Source organism: Streptomyces sp. NRRL F-4489 (assembly GCF_001509485.1).
In the GTDB taxonomy this organism is placed as follows: Bacteria; Actinomycetota; Actinomycetes; order Streptomycetales; family Streptomycetaceae; genus Streptomyces.
On record NZ_LLZI01000113.1, the window covers coordinates 57,155 to 81,102 of the forward strand.

Annotated in this window: 21 protein-coding genes; 9 read left to right on the forward strand and 12 right to left on the reverse strand. The window is 69.5% G+C overall.

The features are described from left to right. Positions 1 to 46: 46 nt before the first annotated feature. Complete coding sequence (locus ADL22_RS11875; RefSeq protein ID WP_066976911.1) at positions 47 to 2,302, reverse strand: DUF6049 family protein; 2,256 nt, start codon at positions 2,300 to 2,302, stop codon at positions 47 to 49. Positions 2,303 to 2,548: 246 nt separating this feature from the next. Between ADL22_RS11875 and ADL22_RS11880 the strand changes: the two genes are divergently transcribed. Continuing rightward, entirely contained in the window at positions 2,549 to 4,024 is a 1,476-nt protein-coding gene (locus tag ADL22_RS11880) for a CCA tRNA nucleotidyltransferase (RefSeq protein WP_066976914.1), read from the forward strand. 191 nt (positions 4,025 to 4,215) lie between these two features. On the opposite strand, the gene ADL22_RS35720 is transcribed toward ADL22_RS11880, so the two are convergent. From ADL22_RS35720 to ADL22_RS11900, 4 genes are all read right to left on the reverse strand, one after another. Beyond that, the gene (locus ADL22_RS35720; RefSeq protein ID WP_199836277.1) at positions 4,216 to 4,821 is read right to left on the reverse strand and encodes an LppU/SCO3897 family protein; all 606 of its coding nucleotides are present in this window, start codon (positions 4,819 to 4,821) and stop codon (positions 4,216 to 4,218) included. A 125-nt stretch (positions 4,822 to 4,946) separates the two neighbouring features. After that, positions 4,947 to 6,206, reverse strand: coding sequence for an MFS transporter (locus ADL22_RS11890; protein ID WP_066976917.1), 1,260 nt, complete (start codon positions 6,204 to 6,206; stop codon positions 4,947 to 4,949). 79 nt (positions 6,207 to 6,285) lie between these two features. Beyond that, positions 6,286 to 7,368, reverse strand: coding sequence for an inositol-3-phosphate synthase (locus ADL22_RS11895; protein WP_066976920.1), 1,083 nt, complete (start codon positions 7,366 to 7,368; stop codon positions 6,286 to 6,288). Positions 7,369 to 7,427: 59 nt separating this feature from the next. After that, positions 7,428 to 8,096 carry a PadR family transcriptional regulator gene (locus tag ADL22_RS11900; RefSeq protein WP_066976922.1) on the reverse strand — a complete coding sequence of 223 codons (669 nt, stop codon included), beginning with the start codon at positions 8,094 to 8,096 and terminating at the stop codon, positions 7,428 to 7,430. 361 nt (positions 8,097 to 8,457) lie between these two features. On the opposite strand from ADL22_RS11900, the gene ADL22_RS11905 reads away from it, so the two are divergent. Both ADL22_RS11905 and ADL22_RS11910 read left to right on the forward strand, forming a co-directional pair. Beyond that, positions 8,458 to 11,088: a transglycosylase domain-containing protein gene (locus ADL22_RS11905; RefSeq protein ID WP_079064053.1), complete on the forward strand. Its 2,631-nt coding sequence runs from the start codon at positions 8,458 to 8,460 to the stop codon at positions 11,086 to 11,088. Positions 11,089 to 11,277: 189 nt separating this feature from the next. Further along, positions 11,278 to 12,762 carry a glycosyltransferase family 87 protein gene (locus tag ADL22_RS11910; RefSeq protein WP_066976925.1) on the forward strand — a complete coding sequence of 495 codons (1,485 nt, stop codon included), beginning with the start codon at positions 11,278 to 11,280 and terminating at the stop codon, positions 12,760 to 12,762. An 85-nt stretch (positions 12,763 to 12,847) separates the two neighbouring features. Here ADL22_RS11910 and ADL22_RS11915 read toward each other — a convergent pair whose 3' ends face one another. The 3 genes from ADL22_RS11915 to ADL22_RS11925 form a co-directional block, all read right to left on the reverse strand. Further along, positions 12,848 to 13,879, reverse strand: coding sequence for an alanine racemase (locus ADL22_RS11915; protein WP_066976928.1), 1,032 nt, complete (start codon positions 13,877 to 13,879; stop codon positions 12,848 to 12,850). Between the two features lie 60 nt (positions 13,880 to 13,939). Next, positions 13,940 to 15,058, reverse strand: coding sequence for a lipid II:glycine glycyltransferase FemX (locus tag ADL22_RS11920; protein ID WP_066976931.1), 1,119 nt, complete (start codon positions 15,056 to 15,058; stop codon positions 13,940 to 13,942). 128 nt (positions 15,059 to 15,186) lie between these two features. Next, entirely contained in the window at positions 15,187 to 15,504 is a 318-nt protein-coding gene (locus ADL22_RS11925) for a hypothetical protein (RefSeq protein ID WP_066976934.1), read from the reverse strand. 228 nt (positions 15,505 to 15,732) lie between these two features. Between ADL22_RS11925 and rpsF the strand changes: the two genes are divergently transcribed. The 4 genes from rpsF to rplI all read left to right on the forward strand — a co-directional run bounded on the left by rpsF (position 15,733) and on the right by rplI (position 17,527). Then, positions 15,733 to 16,023 carry a 30S ribosomal protein S6 gene (gene rpsF / locus ADL22_RS11930; protein WP_018542659.1) on the forward strand — a complete coding sequence of 97 codons (291 nt, stop codon included), beginning with the start codon at positions 15,733 to 15,735 and terminating at the stop codon, positions 16,021 to 16,023. An 82-nt stretch (positions 16,024 to 16,105) separates the two neighbouring features. Continuing rightward, positions 16,106 to 16,693, forward strand: coding sequence for a single-stranded DNA-binding protein (locus ADL22_RS11935; protein ID WP_066976936.1), 588 nt, complete (start codon positions 16,106 to 16,108; stop codon positions 16,691 to 16,693). A 132-nt stretch (positions 16,694 to 16,825) separates the two neighbouring features. Continuing rightward, positions 16,826 to 17,062, forward strand: a complete 237-nt coding sequence (gene rpsR, locus ADL22_RS11940; RefSeq protein WP_003978893.1) for a 30S ribosomal protein S18 — start codon at positions 16,826 to 16,828, stop codon at positions 17,060 to 17,062. Between the two features lie 18 nt (positions 17,063 to 17,080). Beyond that, positions 17,081 to 17,527, forward strand: coding sequence for a 50S ribosomal protein L9 (gene rplI, locus ADL22_RS11945; RefSeq protein WP_066976939.1), 447 nt, complete (start codon positions 17,081 to 17,083; stop codon positions 17,525 to 17,527). Positions 17,528 to 17,640: 113 nt separating this feature from the next. On the opposite strand, the gene ADL22_RS11950 is transcribed toward rplI, so the two are convergent. Continuing rightward, positions 17,641 to 18,504 carry a trypsin-like serine peptidase gene (locus tag ADL22_RS11950; RefSeq protein WP_066976942.1) on the reverse strand — a complete coding sequence of 288 codons (864 nt, stop codon included), beginning with the start codon at positions 18,502 to 18,504 and terminating at the stop codon, positions 17,641 to 17,643. 40 nt (positions 18,505 to 18,544) lie between these two features. Beyond that, positions 18,545 to 19,882: an MATE family efflux transporter gene (locus ADL22_RS11955; protein ID WP_066976946.1), complete on the reverse strand. Its 1,338-nt coding sequence runs from the start codon at positions 19,880 to 19,882 to the stop codon at positions 18,545 to 18,547. Between the two features lie 459 nt (positions 19,883 to 20,341). Between ADL22_RS11955 and dnaB the strand changes: the two genes are divergently transcribed. Continuing rightward, the gene (dnaB, locus tag ADL22_RS11960) at positions 20,342 to 21,820 is read left to right on the forward strand and encodes a replicative DNA helicase (protein WP_079064054.1); all 1,479 of its coding nucleotides are present in this window, start codon (positions 20,342 to 20,344) and stop codon (positions 21,818 to 21,820) included. A 106-nt stretch (positions 21,821 to 21,926) separates the two neighbouring features. On the opposite strand, the gene ADL22_RS11965 is transcribed toward dnaB, so the two are convergent. Then, complete coding sequence (locus tag ADL22_RS11965) at positions 21,927 to 22,493, reverse strand: dihydrofolate reductase family protein (protein ID WP_066976951.1); 567 nt, start codon at positions 22,491 to 22,493, stop codon at positions 21,927 to 21,929. Between the two features lie 63 nt (positions 22,494 to 22,556). Here ADL22_RS11965 and ADL22_RS11970 point away from each other — a divergent pair, with 63 nt between their 5' ends. After that, complete coding sequence (locus ADL22_RS11970; protein ID WP_234430653.1) at positions 22,557 to 23,006, forward strand: DapH/DapD/GlmU-related protein; 450 nt, start codon at positions 22,557 to 22,559, stop codon at positions 23,004 to 23,006. Here the strand turns inward: ADL22_RS11970 and ADL22_RS11975 are convergent. Beyond that, positions 22,996 to 23,721 carry a dienelactone hydrolase family protein gene (locus ADL22_RS11975; RefSeq protein ID WP_066976954.1) on the reverse strand — a complete coding sequence of 242 codons (726 nt, stop codon included), beginning with the start codon at positions 23,719 to 23,721 and terminating at the stop codon, positions 22,996 to 22,998. The genes ADL22_RS11970 and ADL22_RS11975 overlap by 11 nt on opposite strands. Between the last annotated feature and the right edge of the window lie 227 nt (positions 23,722 to 23,948).

The window sequence follows — 23,948 nt, forward strand, 5'->3', positions numbered from 1 at the left end:
CGCTGCCCCACCTCATCCGTCGCCGGCCATCCGGCCCCGTCGCCTATCAACGGTCCACTTTCTCACCTGAGCCGGACGGCCCGGAGTCTTCCGATCCGGTGTCCGGTGCGGGGTCACTCGGCTGCTCGGGGCTGTCGCCGCCCGTGCTGCCGCCGTCGCCGTCCTTGCCGTCCGCGGCGGAACCGCCGCTGTCCTCGCCGTTCTCGCCGTCCTGGGGGCCCTCGGCCGCCCTCCGCTTGCGCTGGAGGTAGATCCGGACGCCGGCCAGCACGAGCAGCAGGACACCGCCCGCGATGACGAGCATCACAGTGGCGGTGATCTCCGTGACGTTCACCCGGAACGTCATCGGCTCACCGTAGGGCTTGCCGTCCGCGGTGTAGAGCTGGGCGGTCACCCAGGCCAGGCCGTTGGCGTTCGCCGTGGTCTCGAACTTGAACGACTGGCTGTGCCCGCCGTCCACCTTGATCTCCTGGGGCTTCCCCACGTCGAGGCGGTTGGGCTGCGAGGAGGTCAGGCGCAGGGTCAGGCCCTGGACGCCCTGGAGCAGGTTGTTCTGGACCGTCACCGGGATCGTGGCGCTGCGCCCGGAGAGCGTCGCCTCCGACTTCGGGATCAGCCGGATCTTCTTCGTCAGCCCGTCCAGGTAGTCGCGGACCGAGGTGCGGAACGCGCCGGCGCCCTTGTCGTCGCCGCGCCACTCGGTGGACGTCTCGCGCATTATGGCGTTGCCGAACGGGGTCACCACCCGCTCGGGGTGGGCCAGCACCACCTGGAAGTCGTCCAGCGCGGCCTGGGTCTCCTCGATCTGCCGGAACGCCTCGGTGGGCAGCTCCTGCCGGCGCAGCCACGAGGGGTACGCGGAGCGGCTGGGGATCTGGCGGTTGGCGTCCGGGTCGGGCTTGGCCTTGGCCGCGTCACCCAGCTTGGCCGGCTCGGTCCAGCCCGCGGACTCGAGGTTCCGCAGGGCGCCGGCCATCGCCTGGGCCTGGGTCGCCGAGGGCATGCGCTGCGGTGCGACGACGATGCTGCGCTGCTGCTCAGGGTTCTCCAGGCCGATCATCTGGGCCTGGGCCAGGAATTCCTGGATGGCGAGGCCGGCGTTCCGGGACTTCGACATATCGCCCTCGAAGGCCCGGGAGAGCTGGGTGTCGGTGACGATGGCGGTGTTGCCGCCGCCGATGGGCCGGGCGGCGGTCGGGGTGTACGGCAGGTGGGTGTCCCGCAGGCTGTCGCCGCGGGTGATGACGTTGTGCGCGCCGGCCGAGGTGGCGACGTCGACGATCGAGGAGTCGATGGCGCCGTTCACCGGCCAGGTGAAGTCGGTGCGCGGCTTCACGCCGAGGATGGTGTCCACGGTCTTCGAGGCGAGTTCGGTGGCCGGGCCGAGGTGGCTGAGGGCGCTGGGCACGCTCTTACCGTGGTGCGCCAGCGAGGCCAGGTCGGGGTCGCCGAACGGCAGGGCGACGACCTCGTGGCCCTTCACGGCGTTTCCGAGGTCGTTGAGCCACTGCATGGCCACGGACTGGTTCTTGCCCATCGGCCCGTCCGGGCCGTGCACCCGGTACGGCTTGGTCATGGCCTCGACGGTGGCGAGCAGGTCCGGATCGATGACGAAGGTCACCGGGAGGTTCTTGCCGAGCTCGACCATCTTCTGGAGCCGGCCGCCGGGCGCGATCTCCGCCGCCAGGTCGTCGTTGCGGAACACCGGCGTCTGCTGCGCGTCGGCGCCGGTCTCGGCGGTCAGATGCGTGGTGGAGATCAGCGGCCAGAGGTACGTGAGCTGGGTCTTCTTGGCCGGGGCGGAGTCCTGCCAGGGCAGGAGGGTCCGGTCGATGCCGAGCACCTGGTCGTACGACGCGCTGGAGGTGTGGCCGGAGAGGGTGACGCCGAGCGGGTACACCCCGTTGTCGCCGAGGCCGAGGTCCTTGACCGGGACGCTGACCGTGAAGGTCCGGCTGGCCCCCGGGTCGAGTTTGTCGATCTTCTCGGTGTGGTCGGCGATTTCCTTGCCGTCGGTTCCCGGCGCGTAGCCGGTGCGCTTGGTCACCGCCTCGATCGAGCTGCGGTCGTTGAGGGCGGCACCGCGGTGCAATCCGACGTGGGCGCCGGTGATCGCGCTCTTGGTGTCGTTGGTGAGCGTGCCGGAGACGGTGACCGTGTCGTCCTTGCCGGGGGCGGCCGGGGACATCGCGTTGATCTGGACACTGACCGGGTGCGGGCCGCCGGTGGCGGCCTGGGCGGTGGTGGTGTGCGGGAGCTGGAGCATCCCGGCGAGCAGGGGTACTCCGGTGAGCAGCGTCACGGTCCGTCGCAGCCACCGGCCACGCGGCCGTTCACTCGCCAAGAACCCTGCCGCATCGGCCACGCGCTCGCCCGTCCCTCGTCGTCGTCAGTGGTCGTCGGAATGTGCGTCCACGAATGGTAACGAGGCCCGGCGTGCCGTAGTGCCGGGGACCGGCTCACATGATCATTGCGTTGCGGCGGGTCTGGCTTGTCCCCTTTATTAACGTGACGCCGGTTGCGGCGCGGCCACGTACCCTTTTCTGTTGTGCCGAACCCCAACAATGACTTCCCCACCACGCGGTCCGAGCGGACTCCGGAGCCGACGAACGCGCTGAGCCATGTGCAGCGCCGTGCCGTGAGCGAACTGCTGCGGGTGTCCCCCGTCGCGGACGACCTGGCCCGCCGCTTCCAGGAGGCCGGGTTCACGCTTGCCCTGGTCGGCGGGTCGGTCCGGGACGCGCTGCTCGGCCGGCTCGGGAACGACCTGGACTTCACCACCGACGCCCGGCCGGAGGACGTGCTCAAGATCGTCCGGCCGTGGGCGGACGCGGTCTGGGAGGTCGGCATCGCCTTCGGCACGGTCGGCTGCAAGAAGAGCTCCTTCGACATCGAGATCACCACGTATCGCTCCGAGGCGTACGACCGGACCTCGCGCAAGCCCGAGGTCTCGTACGGCGACTCGATCGAGGAGGATCTGGTCCGCCGGGACTTCACGGTCAACGCCATGGCCGTGCTGCTCCCGCAGAAGGAGTTCGTCGACCCGCACAACGGCCTGGAGGACCTGGCCGCCCGGGTGCTGCGGACGCCGGGCACGCCGCAGGAGTCGTTCTCCGACGATCCGCTCCGCATGATGCGGGCGGCCCGGTTCGCCGCGCAGCTCGACTTCGAGGTGGCGCCCGAGGTCATCGAGGCGATGACGGCGATGGCGGAGCGGATCGAGATCGTCTCCGCGGAGCGGGTGCGCGACGAACTGAACAAGCTCATCCTGGGCCGCCACCCGCGGAAGGGCCTGCGGCTGCTGGTGGACTCCGGTCTGGGCGACCGGGTGCTCCCGGAGCTGCCCGCGCTGCGCCTGGAGAGCGATGAGCACCACCGCCACAAGGACGTCTACGAGCACAGTCTGACCGTCCTGGAGCAGGCCATCGATCTCGAGGACAACGGCCCCGACCTGGTGCTGAGGCTGGCGGCGCTGCTGCACGACATCGGCAAGCCGAGGACTCGGCGCTTCGAGAAGGACGGCCGGGTCTCGTTCCACCACCACGAGGTGGTCGGCGCGAAGATGACCAAGAAGCGCATGACCGCCCTGAAGTACTCCAACGACATGATCAAGGACGTGTCGCGCCTGGTGGAGCTGCACCTGCGCTTCCACGGCTACGGCACGGGCGAGTGGACGGATTCCGCGGTGCGCCGCTACGTCCGGGACGCCGGTCCGCTGCTCGACCGGCTGCACAAGCTGACCCGCTCGGACTGCACCACCCGCAACAAGCGCAAGGCGGCGGCCCTGTCGCGGGCCTACGACGGGCTGGAGGAACGCATCGCGCGGCTCCAGGAGCAGGAGGAGCTGGACTCGATCCGCCCGGACCTGGACGGCAACGCGATCATGCAGATCCTGGGCATCGGCCCCGGGCCGGAGGTCGGCAAGGCGTACAAGCACATGCTGGAGATGCGGCTGGAGCACGGTCCGATGGACCATGAGACCGCGGTGGCCGCGCTCAAGGAGTGGTGGGCCGCGCAGAGCTGAGGGCGTCGGCCGCCCGGTCCGCGGGAAACGGACGATGTTTCACGTGAAACGTGACCTGGCGAGGGCGCCATGTTTCACGTGAAACATGGCGGCGCGGCGATGGGGCGATGTTTCACGTGAAACATGCGGCAGACGCGCTGCCGTTTCACGTGAAACATCGCCCCATCGCGTTCCGGGCGCCGGCCCCGCTGCTACTTGGCCTTCTGCAGGCAGAGCACGAAGCGGGTGTCGGAGGCCCGGCGGCGGTGCTGGGTCTCCGCGTAGGCCGTGGTGTTCTCCGGGCACAGCTTCGTGTCGGTGGTGTCGGCGTGGACGGCCGTCACCTTGTACGTGGCCTCCGCCGTGCCGCAGTCCACCACCTTGAGGTCCGGCTTGATCTCGTTGCCTTCGTTCTTGATGCAGTCGCCGACCTTGGCGGTATCGGCGTCGTTCCAGCTGCTCACCCAGGCCACGCCGATGACGATCACGCCGACGGCCACGACGATGCCCTTCAGGATCGCCTTGGGGGACTTGCCGGTGCGGGCGGGCTGGGGCGGAACGGGTGCCCCGCCCTGCGGGTAGGGCTGCTGGGGTGCCTGCGGATAGCCCGGCTGCGGCTGCTGGCCGTACGGTGCCTGCGGCTGCGGAGGGTAGGAGTAACCGCCCGGGGGCGGTCCGCCCTGCGGCTGTCCGTACGGGGCCTGTGGTGGCTGGGGTCCCTGCGGGTAGGGAGCCTGGCCGTAGGGCTGCTGTCCGTACGGTGCCTGTCCGTACGGCTGCTGCCCGTAGGGATTCGGGCCCTGGGGCGGCGTGGTCATGGGAATTCCCCCGATACTGAGGCGTCCGGACGCTGCGATGTCCGGACGGGTGAGTGACGCCCCGTAAGGTATCGGCTCGCGCGGGGCCGCCGCACCGGCGAGGTCCGCCCGGCCGGCGCCCGCGCTCAGCGGCGCCCGAAGCGGACCAGGGCCGCGGCGACCACCGCGTAGAGCGCTGCCACCACGATGACCAGCACGGCCGAGCGGCCGTCCGGCGGCAGCATCAGGGCGGCGACCGCGGCGGCACCGACGAAGGCGACGTTGAAGAGCACGTCGTAGATGGCGAAGATCCGGCCCCGGAAGGCGTCGTCGACCGAGGACTGGACGACCGTGTCGGTGGAGATCTTGGTGCCCTGGGTGCCGAGTCCGAGGGCGAACGCGGCCACCAGCATCGGCACCGGGCGGAAGAAGAGCCCGAGCGCGGGTGCCAGTACCGCTCCCGCCGCGGCGCAGCAGGCCATCCAGCCGAACGGAGTAAGCCGCCCGACCGCCCAGGGGGTGATCACCGCGGCCGCGAAGAAGCCCGCGCCGGACACCGCGACGGTGACCCCGAGCAGGGCCAGGCCCGCCGCCTCGCTGCCGGCCCAGGCGTACCGACACAGCATCAGCACCATTACGGTCAGCGCGCCGTAGCAGAAGCGGACCACCGTCATGGCGGCGAGCGCCCGGGTCGGAACGGGGCGCGCGGCGAGATGGCGCAGACCGTCCCGCAACCCCCGCACGGTGCCCAACAGGGCTTCCCTCAGCCCCGGTTGGACCGCGCCGGGGTCGGGGCCGAGCAGTGCGGGTGGCATCCGCAGGGCGGTGAGGGCGGAGCAGAGGTAGAGGACCGCGGCCAGCAGCAGGACGAACGCGTCCACGTCGGCACCGGCCAGCCGGATGGCGAAGGCGAGGCCGCCGCCGATCGTCATCGCGAGCGTCCCGGCGGTCGGCGCGAGGGAGTTGGCCATCACCAGCTGCTGCCCGCCGTCCACCACGCGGGGCAGCGCGGCCGAGAGTCCGGCGAGGACGAAGCGGTTCACGGCCGTCACGCACAGCGCGGAGACGTAGAAGAGCCAGTCCGGGACGTTCGCCGCGATCAGTACGGCGGTGACCACGGCCAGCAGGGTGCGCAGCAGATTGCCGTACAGCAGGACCTGCCGGCGGCGCCAGCGGTCCAGGAGGACACCGGTGAACGGACCGAGGAGGGAGTACGGCAGCAGCAGGATCGCCATGGCGGAGGCGATCGCTTCGGGGGACGCCTGCTTCTCGGGCGAGAAGATCACGAACGTGGCGAGGGCTGCCTGGAACACCCCGTCGGCGCCCTGGGAGAGGAGCCGGGCGGCCAGGAGCGACCGGAAGTCGCGCAGCCGGAGTAATACGCGCAGACCGCGCACAGCATGCATGGGGCACAGCCTCACACAGCCCGCCGGCCCCCGGGCGGAATACCCGGGGGCCGGCGAAGGGAGCGAGCGGGGAGCGCCGTCAGCGCTCGACCTCGCCGCGGATGAACTTCTCGACGTTCTCCCGCGCCTCGTCGTCGAAGTACTGCACGGGCGGGGACTTCATGAAGTACGAGGAGGCCGAGAGGATCGGCCCGCCGATGCCCCGGTCCTTGGCGATCTTGGCGGCGCGCAGCGCGTCGATGATGACGCCCGCGGAGTTCGGGGAGTCCCAGACCTCGAGCTTGTACTCGAGGTTCAGCGGAACGTCGCCGAAGGCGCGGCCCTCGAGGCGGACGTAGGCCCACTTGCGGTCGTCCAGCCAGGCCACGTAGTCCGACGGGCCGATGTGGACGTTCTTCTCGCCGAGGTCCCGGTCGGGGATCTGCGAGGTGACGGCCTGGGTCTTGGAGATCTTCTTGGACTCCAGGCGCTCGCGCTCGAGCATGTTCTTGAAGTCCATGTTGCCGCCGACGTTCAGCTGCATCGTGCGGTCCAGGATGACGCCCCGGTCCTCGAACAGCTTCGCCATGACGCGGTGCGTGATGGTGGCGCCGACCTGCGACTTGATGTCGTCGCCGACGATCGGCACACCGGCCTCGGTGAACTTGTCCGCCCACTCCTTGGTGCCGGCGATGAAGACCGGGAGGGCGTTGACGAAGGCGACCTTGGCGTCGATGGCGCACTGGGCGTAGAACTTCGCCGCGTCCTCGGAGCCGACCGGGAGGTAGCAGACGAGGACGTCGACCTGCTTGTCCTTGAGGATCTGGACGACGTCGACCGGGGCCTCGGGGGACTCCTCGATCGTCTCGCGGTAGTACTTGCCCAGACCGTCGAGGGTGTGGCCGCGCTGGACCCGGACGCCGGTGTTCGGCACGTCGCAGATCTTGATGGTGTTGTTCTCGCTGGCGCCGATGGCGTCCGCGAGGTCCAGGCCGACCTTCTTGGCGTCGACGTCGAAGGCGGCGACGAACTCGACGTCGCGGACGTGGTAGTCGCCGAACTGCACGTGCATCAGACCGGGCACGCGGCTGTCCGGGTCGGCGTCCTTGTAATACTCAACGCCCTGTACGAGCGAGGCGGCGCAGTTGCCCACGCCGACGATGGCTACGCGAACCGAACCCATTCCGGTTGCTCCCTGTGCTCTCGATGAGGGCCTGCACGGCAGGGCCCCATGTGGTGGTGTCATTCGGACGGATCCGGCCGGGAACCACCCCGGTGCCGGGGCAGGCCGCCCGTATCTCCTGACTGATTGGTCTCGTCCCGCGCTGCGGAGTCCGGGGCGCGCTGATCGCGCCCGGCGCGCTCGCTCTCGATGAGCTCGTTGAGCCAACGGACCTCGCGCTCCACGGACTCCATGCCGTGCCGCTGCAGTTCGAGGGTGTAGTCGTCCAGCCGCTCGCGGGTCCTGGCCAGGGAGGTGCGCATCTTCTCCAGGCGCTCCTCCAGCCGGCTGCGGCGGCCTTCCAGCACGCGCATCCGCACATCCCGCGAGGTCTGACCGAAGAACGCGAAGCGGACACCGAAGTGTTCGTCCTCCCAGGCGTCCGGTCCGGAGTGGCTGAGCAGCTCCTCGAAGTGCTCCTTGCCCGCCGGGGTCAGCCGATAGACGATCTTGGCCCGGCGGCCGGTCAGTGCCGTGGCGGGAACGCCTTCCGGGGTCCCGCCCGTTTCCTCCACCAGCCAGCCGCTGGCGACCAGCGCCTTGAGGCAGGGGTAGAGGGTGCCGTAGCTGAACGCGCGGAAGACCCCGAGCGAGGTGTTGAGCCGCTTGCGCAACTCGTAACCGTGCATCGGGGATTCCCTGAGCAGGCCCAGGACGGCGAATTCGAGGATGCCGGAACGCCTGCTCATCCTCCGCCTCCTCGGCCCTGTGCGGTCTTTATCTCGTGCTGATGTATCGACTCGATACATCCAGACGATAGAACGGGGCCCTGGGAGGAACAAGCGGTCGGGCGGTGAACGGCGTCACATCACTTATTCGTGCGACGTAACCTGACTGTTTTGGAGTGAATTTCAACACTGGTCAGGTTTTGGCCGTGCGTAGTCTGTGCGGCATGCAGACTGCCGGGAACCGTGGGCCTATACGTGGCGTCCCTGACCTCGGTGTAGTGCGGCCCGCGCGTCAGGAGCGGGTCGTGCATCGGGGGGACCTGAAGCCAACTACCGCCTTCAGGCGACGAGACAGCGCGCCTGCCCGAGGAGTATTCGTTCCATGAGCGAGCACCGTCGCAAACCACCCCAGCCGCAAGGTGGCGGGCGCGCCGCTGCCAGACGTGCCGCACAGTCGTCAGGGCGACGTGCCGCCCCGTCGCACGGTGCCGATCCGCAGACCCCGCAGCCGCGGCCGGGCGGACGCGCAGAAGCGCGCCGGGCCGCCCAACGCGGCGGCCGCCGGCGGACATCCGACTCCGCGGCCATGGCGTCCGGCGGTGGCGCCGGCCACGGGGGCGGGCGCCGCGGCGGCGGTGGCGGTGAGGGGGGCCGCGGGCGCGGCCGCGGCGGCGGGAAGCCGCCGAAGAAGCGCCTCATCGACTACCCGCGGGCCAACCGCACGGGCTGGCGGCGGTGGATGCCGTCCTGGAAGCAGGTGACCAGCCTGTGCGTCGCCGGCTTCGGCCTGGTCGTCGGCGTGGCCGGCGTCGGCCTGGCCCTGGTGCAGGTTCCGGACGAGAACAAGGCCGCCCAGTCCCAGAACAACGTCTACCTGTGGGACAACGGCAAGGTCATGGCCCGCGACGGTGACACCAACCGTCAGAACGTGAAGATAACGGAGATTCCGCTCTCCATGCAGGAAGCGGTCATCTCCGCGGAGAACGCCTCGTTCCGGACCGACTCCGGCGTCGACCCGATGGGCATCCTCCGCGCCCTGCTCAACATGGCCCGGGGTGGCGAGACCCAGGGCGGCTCGACCATCACCCAGCAGTACGTCAAGAACGCCATGCTGAGCCAGGAGCAGACCCTGGACCGCAAGTTCAAGGAACTCTTCATCTCGATCAAGGTCGGCTGGACCAAGTCGAAGGAGGAGATCCTCCAGGGCTACCTCAACACCAGCTACTACGGCCGGGGTGCCTACGGGATCCAGGCCGCGGCGCAGGCGTACTACGGCAAGAACGCCTCCGAACTGAAGCCGGACGAGAGCGCGTTCCTGGCCTCCGTGCTCAAGGGCGCCAACCTCTACGACCCGGCGGGCGGCATCGGGTCGAACGCCACGCCCGAGCTGAACACCGCCCGGGCCAAGCAGCGCTGGGCCTGGATTCTCGACCGCGAGGTGGAGAACCACCACATGTCCCAGGCGGAGCGGAGCAAGTACAAGGTCTTCCCGATGCCGCAGAAGCCGAAGCCGGTGGCCAGCAAGGCCGGGCAGGTCGGCTATCTGATCGACGTCGCCAAGAAGTACGTCCTCAAGCACACGGACATCAGCGAGGCCCGCTTCGACAAGGGCGGCTACACGATCCAGACGACCTTCAACGAGAAGAAGACCAAGGAGCTCGCCGCCGCGGTCAAGAAGGTCAACGACCATTACATCGACCCGAAGAAGCGGCCGGACAAGGACAAGTACGTCCAGTTCGGCGGGGCTTCGGTCGTACCGGGGGACGGCAAGATCGTCGCGCTGTACGGCGGTGACGGCTACGACAAGGGCCACTTCAGCAACAACGCCGACACCTATGGCGTGCCGGTCGGTTCGACCTGGAAGCCGTTCGTGCTCGCCGCGGCGATGCAGTACGGGAAGATCGGCAGCGGCCAGCCGCTCTCGCCGGACAGCAAGTACAACGGCAACGACCACCTCAAGGTCCGGAACCCGGACGGCACCTACGTCCTGAAGAAGGACAACACGCCCTTCTACCAGGTCAACGAAAGCGAATTCCCGTGGGGCTACATCTCCCTGCGGAAGGCGATGGAGCAGTCGGTCAACACCCCGTTCGTGCAGCTCGGCATGGACGTCGGGATGGACAAGGTGCGGTCCATGGCGCAGGCCGCGGGCATCGCGCCGGCCAGCTTCGACAAGCACCTCAACCCGTCCTTCGCGCTGGGCACCTCCACGCCGAGCGCGATCCGGATGGCCGACGCGTACGCCACCTTCGCCGCCTCCGGAACGCAGGTGGAGCCGTACTCGGTGACCAAGGTGATCTCCCAGGGCGAGGAGCTGAAGGGCTTCGGCAAGCCCGAGCCGCACGAGGCGATGAATCCGAACATCGCCAACAACGTCACCGACGTCCTCAAGAACGTGATCAAGAACGGTACGGGCAAGCAGGCCCAGAAGCTGGGCATGCCGGCCGCGGGCAAGACCGGCACCACCGACGAGAACAAGTCGGCCTGGTTCGTCGGCTACACCAAGCAGCTGTCGACGGCCATCACGATGTTCCGTGAGGACGCGCAGAACCCCCGGCAGCTGTCCATGAACGGCGTCGGCGGCTTCGACTCGATCCACGGTGGCGCGCTGCCGACGGAGGTCTGGACGCAGTACATGATCCAGGCGCTGGAGGGCGTCACGCCGGTGGACTTCCCGCCGGCCGAGCCGATCGGGCAGGTGATCAACGAGCAGGGGATGCCCTCGCCGTCGCCGTCGATCACGCCGAGCTCCACGCCGTCCTCGACGCCGTCGAGTACGCCCAGCCAGTCGGCCACGCCGACGCAGTCCCCGACCGCGACGCCGACCCAGAGCTGTTCTCCCTGGGACATCAAGTGCAAGAACCACGGAGGGACCGGCGGAGCCACCGGGGGCGGTAACGGCGGACCCGGCGGCGGCACCGGTGGCGGCACCGGAGGAACGTCTCCGACACCGGACCCGACCAGCGGTGGGAGCAGCGGAGGAGGCATCTTCGGCGGACCCAGCGGCGGCTGAGGCCGCTGAACGTTTCACGTGAAACATCGGGCCGTGAAACGTCGAGTGTTTCACGTGAAACATCGGCTCGTTTCACGTGAAACATCCGCCGGTTTCACGTGAAACATGGCTCCACGAAGCCCCCGACCCGGAGCGACCGGGCGGGGGCTTCGCCGTGTTCGTCCCCAGTGCGTACGGCAGGATGGGCCCATGACGAGCCTGCGACAGGACGAGCCCGTGCGGCCGACGAGACGGGACGAGGTGGCGGCGGCCGGCAGCGAGCTGATCGGCGGGCCGATCGGCCGGCGCGCGCTGCTCGGGGCGCACTGGATGACGCCGGTGCGGGTCATCGCCCTCGTCGCCATCGGCATGTTCGCGCTCGGCATGGTGCAGAAGCTGCCCTGCTACAACGGCGGCTGGTTCTTCGGCGCGACCAGCCAGTACATCCACGCCTGCTACTCGGACATCCCCCACCTCTACTCGGGCCGGGGCTTCGCCGACGGGCTGATCCCCTACTTCGACCGGCTGCCCGGCGATATGCAGTACCTGGAGTACCCGGTGCTGACCGGACTCTTCATGGAGGTCGCCTCCTGGATGACACCGCACAGCGGGGCGCTCCAGGACCGGGAGCAGATCTACTGGCTGGTCAACGCCGGGATGCTGATGATCTGCGCCGCCGTCATCGCGGTGTGCGTGGCCCGCACCCACCGGCGGCGCCCCTGGGACGGCCTGCTGATGGCGCTGGCGCCGGCCTTCGCCCTCACCGCGACCATCAACTGGGACCTGCTGGCGGTCGCGCTGACCGCCGCGGGGATGCTGATGTGGTCCCGCAGCCGCCCGCTGGCGGCCGGCGTCCTGATCGGCCTGGCGACCGCGGCGAAGCTGTACCCGGTGCTGCTGCTGGGGCCGCTGCTGGTGCTGTGCTGGCGGGCCGGGACCTGGCGCGCGTACGGGCGGGCGGTGCTCGGCACCGTGGTGTCGTGGCTGGTGGTGAACCTGCCGGTGATGATCAGCCATGACGCGTCCGGCTTCCACATCCGCGAAGGCTGGGCGAAGTTCTACACCTTCAGCCAGGAACGGCCCATCGACTTCGGTTCGGTCTGGCTGCTGATCTCCCAGCGCACCGGCAACCCCCTGGAGAACGCCAACGTCTACGCGACGGTGCTGATGCTCCTCGGCTGCGGTGCCCTGGCGCTGCTGACTCTCTACGCGCCGCGCCGCCCGCGGTTCGCGCACCTCGCCTTCCTGGTCGTGGCGTTGTTCATCCTCACCAACAAGGTCTACTCGCCGCAGTACGTGCTGTGGCTGATCCCGCTGGCAGCGCTGGCGCGGCCGCGCTGGCGGGACTTCCTGATCTGGCAGGCGTGCGAGGTCATGTACTTCCTGGGGATCTGGATGTACCTCGCCTACACGGGCAACGGCGACAAGCACCAGGGGCTGCCGCCGGAGGGTTATCAGCTCGCCATCGCGCTGCACCTCCTGGGCACGCTCTACCTGTGCGCCGTGGTCGTCCGCGACATCCTGCTGCCCGAGCGGGACACCGTTCGCAGGAGCGGGGACGACGATCCCTCGGGCGGCGTCCTGGACCGGAGTGCCGATGTGTTCGTCCTCGGGCGGGCCCGCCACGCGCTGCCGCGCCACGCGGTGCGCTTCGAAGGGGCGCCGCGGGTCCGCTGGGGCGTGGCGCGGGACTGAACCGGATCGAAACGTGAAGGGGCCCGGCGCTGCGGAGTGTTCCGCGGCCGCCGGGCCCCTTCGCATCGGCCGGGTGCGGGCCGGCTCAGCGCTCCACGAGCCTGTCGTACTGCGTGGTGGTGTGCCGCAGATGCGCCACCAGCTCCTCGCCCACCTTGGGCTCGGGGGCGTCCCCCGGCACGAACAGGATCGACACCTGCATGTGCGGGGGCTCGGCGAACCAGCGCTGCTTCCCGGCCCAGACGTACGGCGAGAGGTTGCGGTTGACGGTCGCGAGGCCGGCCCGGGCCACGCCCTTGGCGCGCGGCATCACGCCGTGCAGCGCCTTGGGCGACTCCAGCCCGACGCCGTGCGAGGTGCCGCCGGCGACCACGACGAGGTAGCCGTCCGACGCCGCCTTCTGCTGGCGGTAGCCGAACCGGTCGCCCTTGGCGACGCGGGTGACGTCGAGCACCGAGCCGCGGTACTCGGTAGCGTCGTGGTCGCCGAGCCACAGCCGGGTGCCGATCCGCGCGCGGAACCGGGTCTGCGGGAACTGCTGCTGGAGGCGGGCGAATTCATCGGCCTTGAGGTGGCTGACGAACATCGTGTGCAGCGGGAGCCGGGCCGTGCGCAGCCGGTCCATCCACCCGATGACCTCTTCGACCGAGTCCGAGCCGTCGGTGCGGTCCAGCGGCAGGTGGATCGCGAAGCCCTCCAGCCGGACGTCCTCGATGGCCGCGGCCAGCTTCGGCAGGTCCTCCGGCAGGACGCCGTGCCGCTTCATGCTGCTCATGACCTCGATGACGACCCGGGCGCCGACCAGCCCGCCGACGCCCTCGACCGAGGAGACCGAGCGGATCGCCCGGTCGGGCAGCGGCACCGGCTCCTCACCGTGCCGGAACGGGGTCAGGACCAGCAGGTCGCCGCTGAAGAAGTCCTTGATACGGGCCGCTTCGTAGGTCGTGCCGACCGCGAGGATGTCGGAGCCGAGCCGGGTGGCCTCCTCGGCGAGGCGCTCGTGGCCGAAGCCGTAGCCGTTGCCTTTGCAGACCGGGACCAGCCCGGGGAACTGCTGGAGAACGCTCTGCTGATGCGCCCGCCAGCGCGCGGTGTCGACGTAGAGGGTGAGCGCCATGGCCGGCCCGGAACCTTTCTCGTGGCTGGGTGTGTCGGTGCGGACGGTGCGGTGGAGCGGTCAGCGCCGCGACATGTAGATGTCGAGCGCCTTGTGCAGAAGCTTGTTGAGCGGGAAGTCCCATTCGCCGAGGTACTCCGCCGCCTGCCCGCCGGTGCCGACCTTGAACTGGATCAGACCGAAGAGGTGGTCGTTCTCGTCGAGCGAGTCGCTGATGCCGCGGAGGTCGTAGACCGAGGCGCCGAGCGCGTAGGCGTCCTGCAGCATCTTCCACTGCATCGCGTTGGAGGGCCGGACCTCGCGGCCGATGTTGTCCGAGGCGCCGTAGGAGTACCAGACGTGCCCGCCGACGACGAGCATCGTGGCGGCCGAGAGGTTCACGCCGTTGTGCCGGGCGAAGTAGAGCCGCATGCGGTTGGGGTCCTCGGAGTTGAGGGCCGTCCACATGCGCTGGAAGTAGCCGAGCGGGCGCGGCCGGAACTGGTCGCGCTTGGCGGTGATCTCGTAGAGCCGCTGCCATTCGGCCAGGTCCTCGTAGCCGCCCTGGACGACCTCGACGCCGGCCTTCTCGGCCTTCTTGATGTTGCGGCGCCACAGCTGGTTGAAGCCCTTGTGGACCTCTTCCAGCGAACGGTCGGCCAGCGGCACCTGGAAGACGTAGCGGGGCTGGACGTCACCGAAGCCGGCGCCGCCGTCCTCGCCCTGCTGCCAGCCCATGCGGCGCAGCCGGTCGGCGACCTCGAAGGCGCGCGGCTCGATGTGGGTGGCCTCGACGTCCCGCAGCCGCTTGACGTCGGGGTTCTGGATGCCCGACTTGATCGCTGCGGAGTCCCAGCGGCGGATGATGACCGGCGGGCCCATCTTCACCGAGAAGGCGCCCTGCTGCTTGAGGTGGCTGAGCATCGGCCGCAGCCAGTCCTCGAGATTCGGCGCGAACCAGTTGATGACCGGGCCCTCGGGGAGGTAGGCGAGGTACCGCTTGATCTTGGGGAGCTGGCGGTAGAGCACGAGGCCGGCGCCGACGAGCTGTCCGGAGGCGTCGAACCAGCCCAGGCTCTCGGACCGCCACTCGGCCTTGACGTCTGCCCAGGCCGGGACCTGCATGTGGCTCGCCGCGGGCAGGCTCTGGATGTATGCCAGATGCTGCTCTCGACTGATGGTCCTCAGGGTCAGGCTCATGCGGGGCGCTCCTCGGCTGGTGTGTCCCCTTGGTCGGGGCTCCGGCTCTCGCGCCGAAGCCTACTGTGGCCGGGGAGCGCTCCGTCTGGGCCGTGCGGGGCGGGGCCCCGTATGCCGCGGGTGGCGGGTCAGCCGAAGAGGCCGCCGAAGAGACCGCCGTGCGCCAGGCCGATGTAGAAGCCGAGGCCGGCCGCGCCGAGGCCGATGATCAGCAGGAAGCGTTCGCTCGTCGTGGACGAGATGTACTGGCCCCAGAGGCCCGTTCCGATCCCGATCAGGCCCACCCAGGAGCTGATCAAGTGCAGGCTGGGTGAGAGAGCGGTGAGGGCGGCGATCGCGCCGAGCACGAGGGTGGTGACCGCGAGGGTGTTCTCCACCGGGTGGGGCCGGCCGTCGCTGTTGAGGATAGAGATCAGATTCCGCTGGGTCCGTACTGCCTGTGCCATGCGGCACCTCCACTGACAGGGCGGCGCACTGTAACGCCGCTCACACCCGTTGTGTTCCAGATTGCGGGGTCCCCCGGGCGGATTTCAACCGGAAGCGCGTAGGCAGGTACTCTGTACGGTCTGCGCCCATGTCTGCCCGGATCCTCCGGCGGGACCGGCGCGGAACGCATACGACCCTCCTGCCACGGAACGACCGTGGCCGCTGAGTCCAAAGGAGGTGGGTTCACCATGCGTCACTACGAGGTGATGGTCATCCTCGACCCCGATCTTGAGGAGCGCGCTGTCGCCCCCCTGATCGAGAACTTCCTCTCCGTCGTCCGCGAGGGCAACGGAAAGGTCGAGAAGGTCGACACCTGGGGCCGTCGTCGTCTCTCGTACGAGATCAACAAGAAGCCCGAGGGCATCTACTCGGTCATCGATCTGCAGGCCGAGCCTGCGGTCGTCAAGGAGCTCGACCGTCAGATGAACCTGAACGAGTCGGTCCTCCGGACCAAGGTCCTCCGTCCCGAGACCCACTGAGCGCGTACGCGTCCAGCGGTAACCGGGTTCGAGTAGCAGCAACACCAGCAGCCAGCAGCACACCCGCCGAGAGGTTCCCCTAATGGCAGGCGAGACCGTCATCACGGTTGTCGGCAATCTTGTCGACGACCCCGAGCTGCGCTTCACCCCGTCCGGTGCGGCGGTCGCGAAGTTCCGCGTCGCGTCCACCCCCCGCACCTTCGACCGCCAGACCAATGAGTGGAAGGACGGCGAGAGCCTGTTCCTGACCTGCTCGGTGTGGCGTCAGGCGGCGGAGAACGTCGCCGAATCCCTTACGCGGGGCACCCGCGTGATCGTCCAGGGCCGTCTCAAGCAGCGGTCGTACGAGGATCGCGAGGGCGTGAAGCGCACGGTGTACGAGCTCGACGTCGAGGAAGTGGGCGCGAGCCTGCGGAACGCCACGGCGAAGGTCACCAAGACCAGCGGTCGCGGTGGCCAGGGCGGTGGCGGCTTCGGCGGCGGCCAGCAGGGCGGCGGTGGCCAGGGTGGCGGCGGCTGGGGCGGCGGCCCCGGCGGCGGCCAGCAGGGCGGCGGCGCTCCGGCCGACGACCCGTGGGCGACCGGTCCTTCCGGCGGTGGCCAGCAGGGTGGCGGCGGTGGCTGGGGCGGCGGCTCCGGCGGCGGCTACTCGGACGAGCCGCCCTTCTAGGTCCGTACGACGGGTTCGGCCGCGCGATGTTTCACGTGAAACGGCGTGTGTGTTTCACGTGAAACGAGGCCGGAGACCGTCAGGGCCCGAGGGCGACAGCACACACTTCTTGAAACTCACTGGAGAGAGACAATGGCGAAGCCGCCTGCTCGCAAGCCTAAGAAGAAGGTTTGCGTGTTCTGCAAGGAGAAGATCTCCTACGTCGACTACAAGGACACGAACCTGCTGCGGAAGTTCATCTCCGACCGCGGCAAGATCCGTGCCCGCCGGGTCACCGGTAACTGCACTCAGCACCAGCGTGACGTCGCCACGGCCGTGAAGAACAGCCGTGAGATGGCGCTGCTGCCCTACACGTCCACCGCGCGATAAGGGAAGGGTGACCGACAAATGAAGATCATCCTCACCCACGAGGTCTCCGGCCTCGGCACCGCCGGCGACGTCGTTGACGTCAAGGACGGGTACGCCCGCAACTACCTGGTCCCGCGCGGTTTCGCGATCCGCTGGACCAAGGGTGGCGAGAAGGACGTCGAGCAGATCCGCCGCGGTCGCAAGATCCGCGAGATCGCCACGATCGAGCAGGCCAACGAGGTCAAGGCCAAGCTCGAGGGCGTCAACGTGAAGCTGGCCGTGCGGGCCGGCGACGCGGGCCGCCTGTTCGGCTCCGTCACCCAGGCCGACATCGCCTCGGCGATCAAGGCCGCCGGTGGTCCGGACGTCGACAAGCGCCGCGTCGAGGTCGGTTCGCCGATCAAGACCCTGGGCTCGCACCAGGTCTCGGTGCGTCTGCACGCCGAGGTCGTCGCGAAGCTCGGCGTCGAGGTCGTCGCCGCCTGAGTGCCGTACCGAGCGCGGTACACAGCACAGCGCTGAAGGGCCGCATCCCGTCATGGGGTGCGGCCCTTGGCGTTGCGCGGGTGGCCTGGGGCTGATGGTGCTCCGGGGCGGGGTCAGTCCTCGTCCTGGGCGCGCTGGTAGAGCTGGGCGACGTCCTCGTCGAAGTACGAGGCGTACGAGATGTCGTCCTGGTCGCCGCCGCCCTCGTGGCCGCCGAGGACGCCGATGACCGTGCCGGTGTGGCTCTTGGGGTCGTAGTCGGCGAGCCACGGGCTGCCGCTGGTGCCGCCCTCGAAGTCCGTGCACTGGATGCGCATCTGGTTGTCGCTGAACTTCGTGGTGCGGTTCTGGCAGGAGATCGGGGTGTCCCGGCTGGTGGGGTAGCCGGTGATCTTGACTTCGTTGTCGAAGCCGCGGTCGATGCCGATGCTGTTGCCGCCCAGCACGTCCTGGATCTGCTTGCCCTCTTTGGCGTCGAGGATGAGGAAGGCGACGTCGAGGTCCTCGTCCTGGGACTTGGCCCAGCGGTCGTCGACCACGACCTTGTTGACCTTCCACAGGCCGGTCGGCTCGTCGCCGTTGCGGTAGTCGGGGGCGAAGACCAGGTCGTCCACCGGCTTGCCGCTGTCCGCGTCGAAGGCGCAGTGGGCGGCGGTGACCAGCATGTTGCGGCCCCGGCTCTGCACCACGCTCGCGGTGCAGAAGTGGGCGCCGCGGTCGTCCTTCTCGAAGACCGCGCCGATCCGGGCGTTCTCCTCCGTGCGGCGCGGGGTGTAGGCGTTGCCGTCCCGGGGCGGGGCGGTGGCCGACGGATCCTGGTCCTGGGGGGCCTGGCCGGGTTCGCCGGACTTGCCGTAGCCGCTGCGGCCGGTGGCTCCGCTCGGGTGGGTCTCCTCGGCGGCGTAGCCCACCACGGCGGCTGCCCCGACGATGACCAGCGTCAGGGGCAGCAGGGATTTCCTGGCAAGCGCGCGCACAAGGTCATTATCTGCGCGGGCCGCGGAATGGGGAGGTCCTTCACCGGGAGGCCCCGGTCACAATCCACCGTCCGGAGCGGGTGCGCAGCCAGAGCGTCACCATGCGGACGGTCATCATCAGGGCCATCGCCCACCACAGGGCGACCAGGCCGCCGCCGAGGGCCGGTACGGCCAGCGCCACCGGCGCGAACAGGACGAGCGTGACCACCATCGCGCCGGCGAGGTAGGGACCGTCGCCCGCGCCCATCAGGACGCCGTCGAGGATGAAGACGACGCCGGAGACCGGTTGGGTGAGCGCGACGACCAGGAGGGTGAGGAGCAGCGGGCCGCGCACGGCCGGGTCGGTGGTGAAGAGCGGGATGAACAGCGGCCGGGCGGCGGCGACGAGGACGCCGAGGACGAGGCCGGAGGCGATGCCCCACTGGACCATGCGGCGGCAGGCGGCGCGGGCGCCGTCCCGGTCCCCGGCGCCGAGGTAGCGCCCTATGATGGCCTGCCCGGCGATGGCGATGGCGTCCAGGGCGAAGGCCAGCAGCTGCCAGAGCGACAGCACGATCTGGTGGGCGGCGATCTCGGCGTCACCGAGCCGGGCGGCCACCGCGGTGGCGATCATCAGCACCGCGCGGAGCGACAGCGTACGGATCAGCAGCGGCACGCCGGCCTGGGCGCAGGCGCGGATGCCGGCGGCGTCCGGGCGGAGCGAGGCGCCGTGGCGGCGGGCGCCGCGGACGACGACGGTGAGGTAGACGGCGGCCATCCCGCACTGGGCGATCACGGTGCCCCAGGCGGAGCCGGCGATGCCGAGGCCGGCGAGGTAGACCAGGCCGGCGTTGAGGGCGGCGTTGGCGGAGAAGCCGCCGAGGGCGACGTAGAGCGGGGTCCTGGTGTCCTGGAGGCCGCGCAGGACGCCGGTGGCGGCGAGGACGACCAGCATCGCGGGGATGCCGAGCGCGCTGATGCGCAGGTACGTCGTGGCGTACGGGGCGGCGGACGGCGAGGCGCCGAAGACTTCGACGAGCCAGGGGGCGGTGGGCAGGACGGCGGCGATGACGGCCGCGCCGAGGAGCAGGGCGAGCCAGATGCCGTCCATGCCCTGGCGTATCGCCGCGGGGAGGTCGCCGGCGCCGACCCGGCGGGCGACCGCGGCGGTGGTGGCGTAGGCGAGGAAGACGAAGACCGAGACGGCGGTTGTCAGCAGGGCAGCGGCGACGCCGAGGCCGGCGAGCTGGCGGGTGCCGAGATGGCCGATGACGGCGCTGTCGACCATGACGAAGAGCGGTTCCGCGACGAGCGAGCCGAAGGCCGGCAGGGCCAGCGCGAGGATCTCGCGGTCATGGCGGCGGAGGGCGCGCCGTGGCGTCGCGGGGGCCGAGGTCATGGGGGAAATCTAATCGTCCACAGGTAAGTGGTGCAAGTGTGTTGCGCTCATTACTTTCCGCTGTGCGGAGGTGAGGTGCGCGCGGGGTTGGCGCCGATCATGAACAGGTTGCCGAAGTTTTTCTCCCCCACAGCCTATGGATGGGGAAACCGCAGGTCAGAGCCGTTGGGGTGGCGTGATTGTGTGCTTGTCCACAGCAGTTTCCCCCAGCCCGTGCACAGGATTCGGGGAGTTCTCCACAGGTATGGGCCGGTCATCCACACGGCCTGTGGATAACCAGATTGGCGGACGGTGCGCGCGGGCCTACCGTGGTCCGGCACCCGCCGCCTGTTCCGGCCCTTCACGCCGTCCGAACTCGACGCGCCGTAACCGGAGCCGGGCGTCTTCGATTGTCAGGGCTGTGCCGTAAGAAAGAACCGCACAGCAAGGTCCGCGCCGCGGACGGGAGGAGGTGCCGGGGTGAGCATTCCCGAGCCCATGGACGACCCCTGGGCGGACTCCGGTCCCAGCGACCTGCTGCCGGCCGCCCGCTCCCGCCGGGGCGAGGGCAAGGGCCGGGGCCGGGGCGACCGCCCGGACCGCGACGAGGACGGCGGCGGCTCCTGGGCCGGCGGCTTCGAGCGGGTCCCGCCGCAGGACCTGGACGCCGAGCAGTCCGTGCTCGGCGGCATGCTGCTGTCCAAGGACGCCATCGCGGACGTCGTGGAGGTCCTCAAGGGCGAGGACTTCTACCGTCCCGCCCATGAGCTGATCTACCAGGCGATCCTCGACCTCTACGCCAAGGGCGAGCCGGCCGACCCGATCACCATCGCGGCCGAGCTGACCAAGCGCGGCGAGATCGGCCGGGTCGGCGGCGCGTCGTATCTGCACACCCTCGTGCAGTCCGTGCCGACCGCCGCCAACGCCGAGTACTACGCGGAGATCGTCCACGAGCGGGCCGTACTGCGCCGCCTCGTGGAGGCCGGTACGCGGATCACGCAGATGGGATATGCCGCCGACGGCGACGTCGACGAGATCGTCAACAAGGCCCAGGCCGAGATCTACGCCGTCACCGAGCAGCGGACCAGCGAGGACTACCTCCCGCTCAGCGAGATCATGGAGGGCGCGCTCGACGAGATCGAGGCGATCGGCTCGCGCCAGGGGCAGATGACCGGTGTGCCGACCGGCTTCACCGATCTCGACGCGCTGACCAATGGTCTGCACCCGGGCCAGATGATCGTGATCGCGGCGCGTCCGGCGATGGGCAAGTCGACGCTCGCGCTGGATTTCGCGCGGGCCTGCTCGATCAAGAACAACATGCCGAGCGTGATTTTCTCGCTCGAAATGGGCCGCAACGAAATCGCGATGCGTCTGCTGTCCGCCGAGGCCCGCGTGGCGCTGCACCATATGCGCTCCGGCAGCATGACGGACGACGACTGGACGCGCCTGGCCCGCCGTATGCCGGACGTCTCGGCCGCCCCGCTCTACATCGACGACTCGCCGAATCTCTCGATGATGGAGATCCGCGCGAAATGCCGTCGCCTGAAGCAGCGGAACGAACTGAAGCTGGTCGTCATCGACTACCTCCAGCTGATGCAGTCCGGCGGTTCCAAACGGGCCGAGAGCCGCCAGCAAGAGGTCTCGGACATGTCCCGAAACCTCAAGCTGCTGGCCAAGGAGCTGGAACTCCCCGTCATCGCGCTCTCCCAGCTGAACCGTGGCCCCGAGCAGCGTACGGACAAGAAACCGATGGTCTCGGACCTGCGTGAATCCGGCTCCATCGAGCAGGACGCCGACATGGTCATCCTGCTCCACCGCGAGGACGCCTACGAAAAGGAATCCCCGCGCGCCGGTGAGGCCGACCTGATCGTGGCCAAGCACCGTAATGGCCCGACCGCGACCATCACGGTCGCCTTCCAGGGGCATTATTCGCGGTTTGTGGATATGGCGCAGACGTAGGGGTGGGGTTCGCAGGGCCTCGCGGCTGATGTCGTAATCTCACGACGGACGTCGTATACGACATCACCGTGAGCCGGCGCGTGAGCTGGCGCGTGGGTGCTGCTGCTCAGCGCCTCGTCTCGTACCTGGTCAGGACCACGCCGCCGGGAAATGTCCGCGTCTCCACCAGATTCAGGTTCACCCAGCTGTCCAGCGCGGTGAAGAACGGCGTGCCGCCGCCCACCAGGACCGGATAGGCGGCGATCACGTACTCGTCGATCAGCCCCGCGCGCATGGCCGCCCCGGCGAGCGTTGCGCCGCCGATATTCATCGGGCCGCCGTCCTCGGCCTTGAGCCGGGTGATTTCGGCAATCGCGTCGCCGGTGACCAGGCGGGTGTTCCAGTCGACCTTGCCGATCGTCGAGGAGAACACCACCTTCGGCGTTTCCCGCCAGTTCCGCGCGAACTCGATTTCCGCAGGGGTGGCGTTGGGTTGCTGGTCGCCGGTCGGCCAGTAGGAGTTCATCGTCTCCCACAGCTTGCGCCCGTACAGCGACAGGCCACTCGCCTGCTCGTGGTCGAGCCACCACTGGAACAGCTCGTCGCTCGGCGGTCCGCTCCAGCCGATGTCGTCGCCGGCCGCGGCGATATAGCCGTCCAGGGTGAGGTTCATGCCGTAGATCAGTTTCCGCATGGCCCAGCCTTCCGTCCGTGGGTGTCCGGCGTATGGACCAACGCGGCGCGGAAAACTCAGGCGTTGGGCATCACCGTTTACCCGCCCTTTTATACACACCACGGGCTCGGCATTGCCTTCGGTGAGCCCGTCTTCGTCAACCAGGGGTGCACCTTCATGGACCAGGGCGGAATTCGTCTGGGCGACGGTATCCTGATCGGACCGAAGACCGATCTCATTTCCACCGATTACCCGGTGGAAGGCGCTCAGCGAAGGGAATTCATCACGCTGGCGCCTATCACGATCGAGGCCGAGGCATGGCTCGGCGCGGCGGTATCGGTTCTTCCCGGTGTCACGATCGGGCGTGGTGCGGTGGTCGGTGCCGGAACGGTCGTTACGAGGGGTGTTCCTCCCAGCGCTCTGGTGACCGGGGCGGCCGCGTTCGAGCGCAAGCGGTGGGAGGACCGAACCATGGTGCCGGCAGCGGCCCTGCCGCCCGGGCGTAGTGCCGGCGCTTCGGTTTTTATTCCGTGAGGGGCACGCACTCGGAGAGCAGGTCGAGGACGTCGCGCCAGGCGCGATCCGCGTGGCGGGGGTGGTAGCCGACGCCGGGGACGGTGGGCTGGTCGACCGGCGGGTGGTGGAAGGCGTGCAGGGCTCCGCCGTAGACCACGAGGCGCCAGTCGACGCCGGCGGCCTGCATCTCGGCGGTGAAGGCGTCCCGTTGCTCGGCGGCCATGATCGGGTCCTCCGATCCGACCCCGGCCCATACGGGGCAGCGGATCTTCGCCGCCTCGCCCGGTCGGCCCGTGGTCAGCGCGTTGATCGTCCCGATCGCCCGGAGGTCGACGCCGGCGCGCCCGAGTTCCAGCGCGATCGCGCCCCCGGTGCCGTAGCCGATGGCGGCGATCCGGTCGGGGTCGGTGCGCGGTTCGGCGAGGAGGACGTCGAGTGCGGCGCGGCCGACGTCCCGCATCCGGTCGGGGTCGGCGATCAGCGGGAGGGCGTGCGCCAGCATCTCCTCGGGGTCGGTGAACCAGCGGCCGCCGTTGATGTCGAAGGCGAACGCCACGTAGCCCAGTTCGGCGAGGGCGTCGGCGCGGCGGCGCTGGAAGTCGTTCAGGCCCGTCCCCTCGGGACCGAGGAGGACCGCGGGCCGGCGGTCGGCACCGGCGGGGAGCGCGAGGTGCCCGATCATGGTGAGGCCGTCGGCCGGGTACTCAACCGTGCGCGTGGTGACAGTTGTCATGAAGGGGGACTGTAGTGGTGGTTGGGGTGGGGTGGTCGCGTCTTCACCGTGGGCTGAACTGGGCGGCGAAGGGCGGCAGTTGTGATGTACGAGGGGTGTGGTGCGGTTTGGGGTGAGTGGGGCGTGAGGGGCGTGCGGGAGACGGGGGCGGGGGTGGGCCGGCGTGGCGGGGGGGGGGGGGGGCGGTGGGCGGGGGGGGGGGGGCGGGGCGGGGTGGGGGGGGTTGG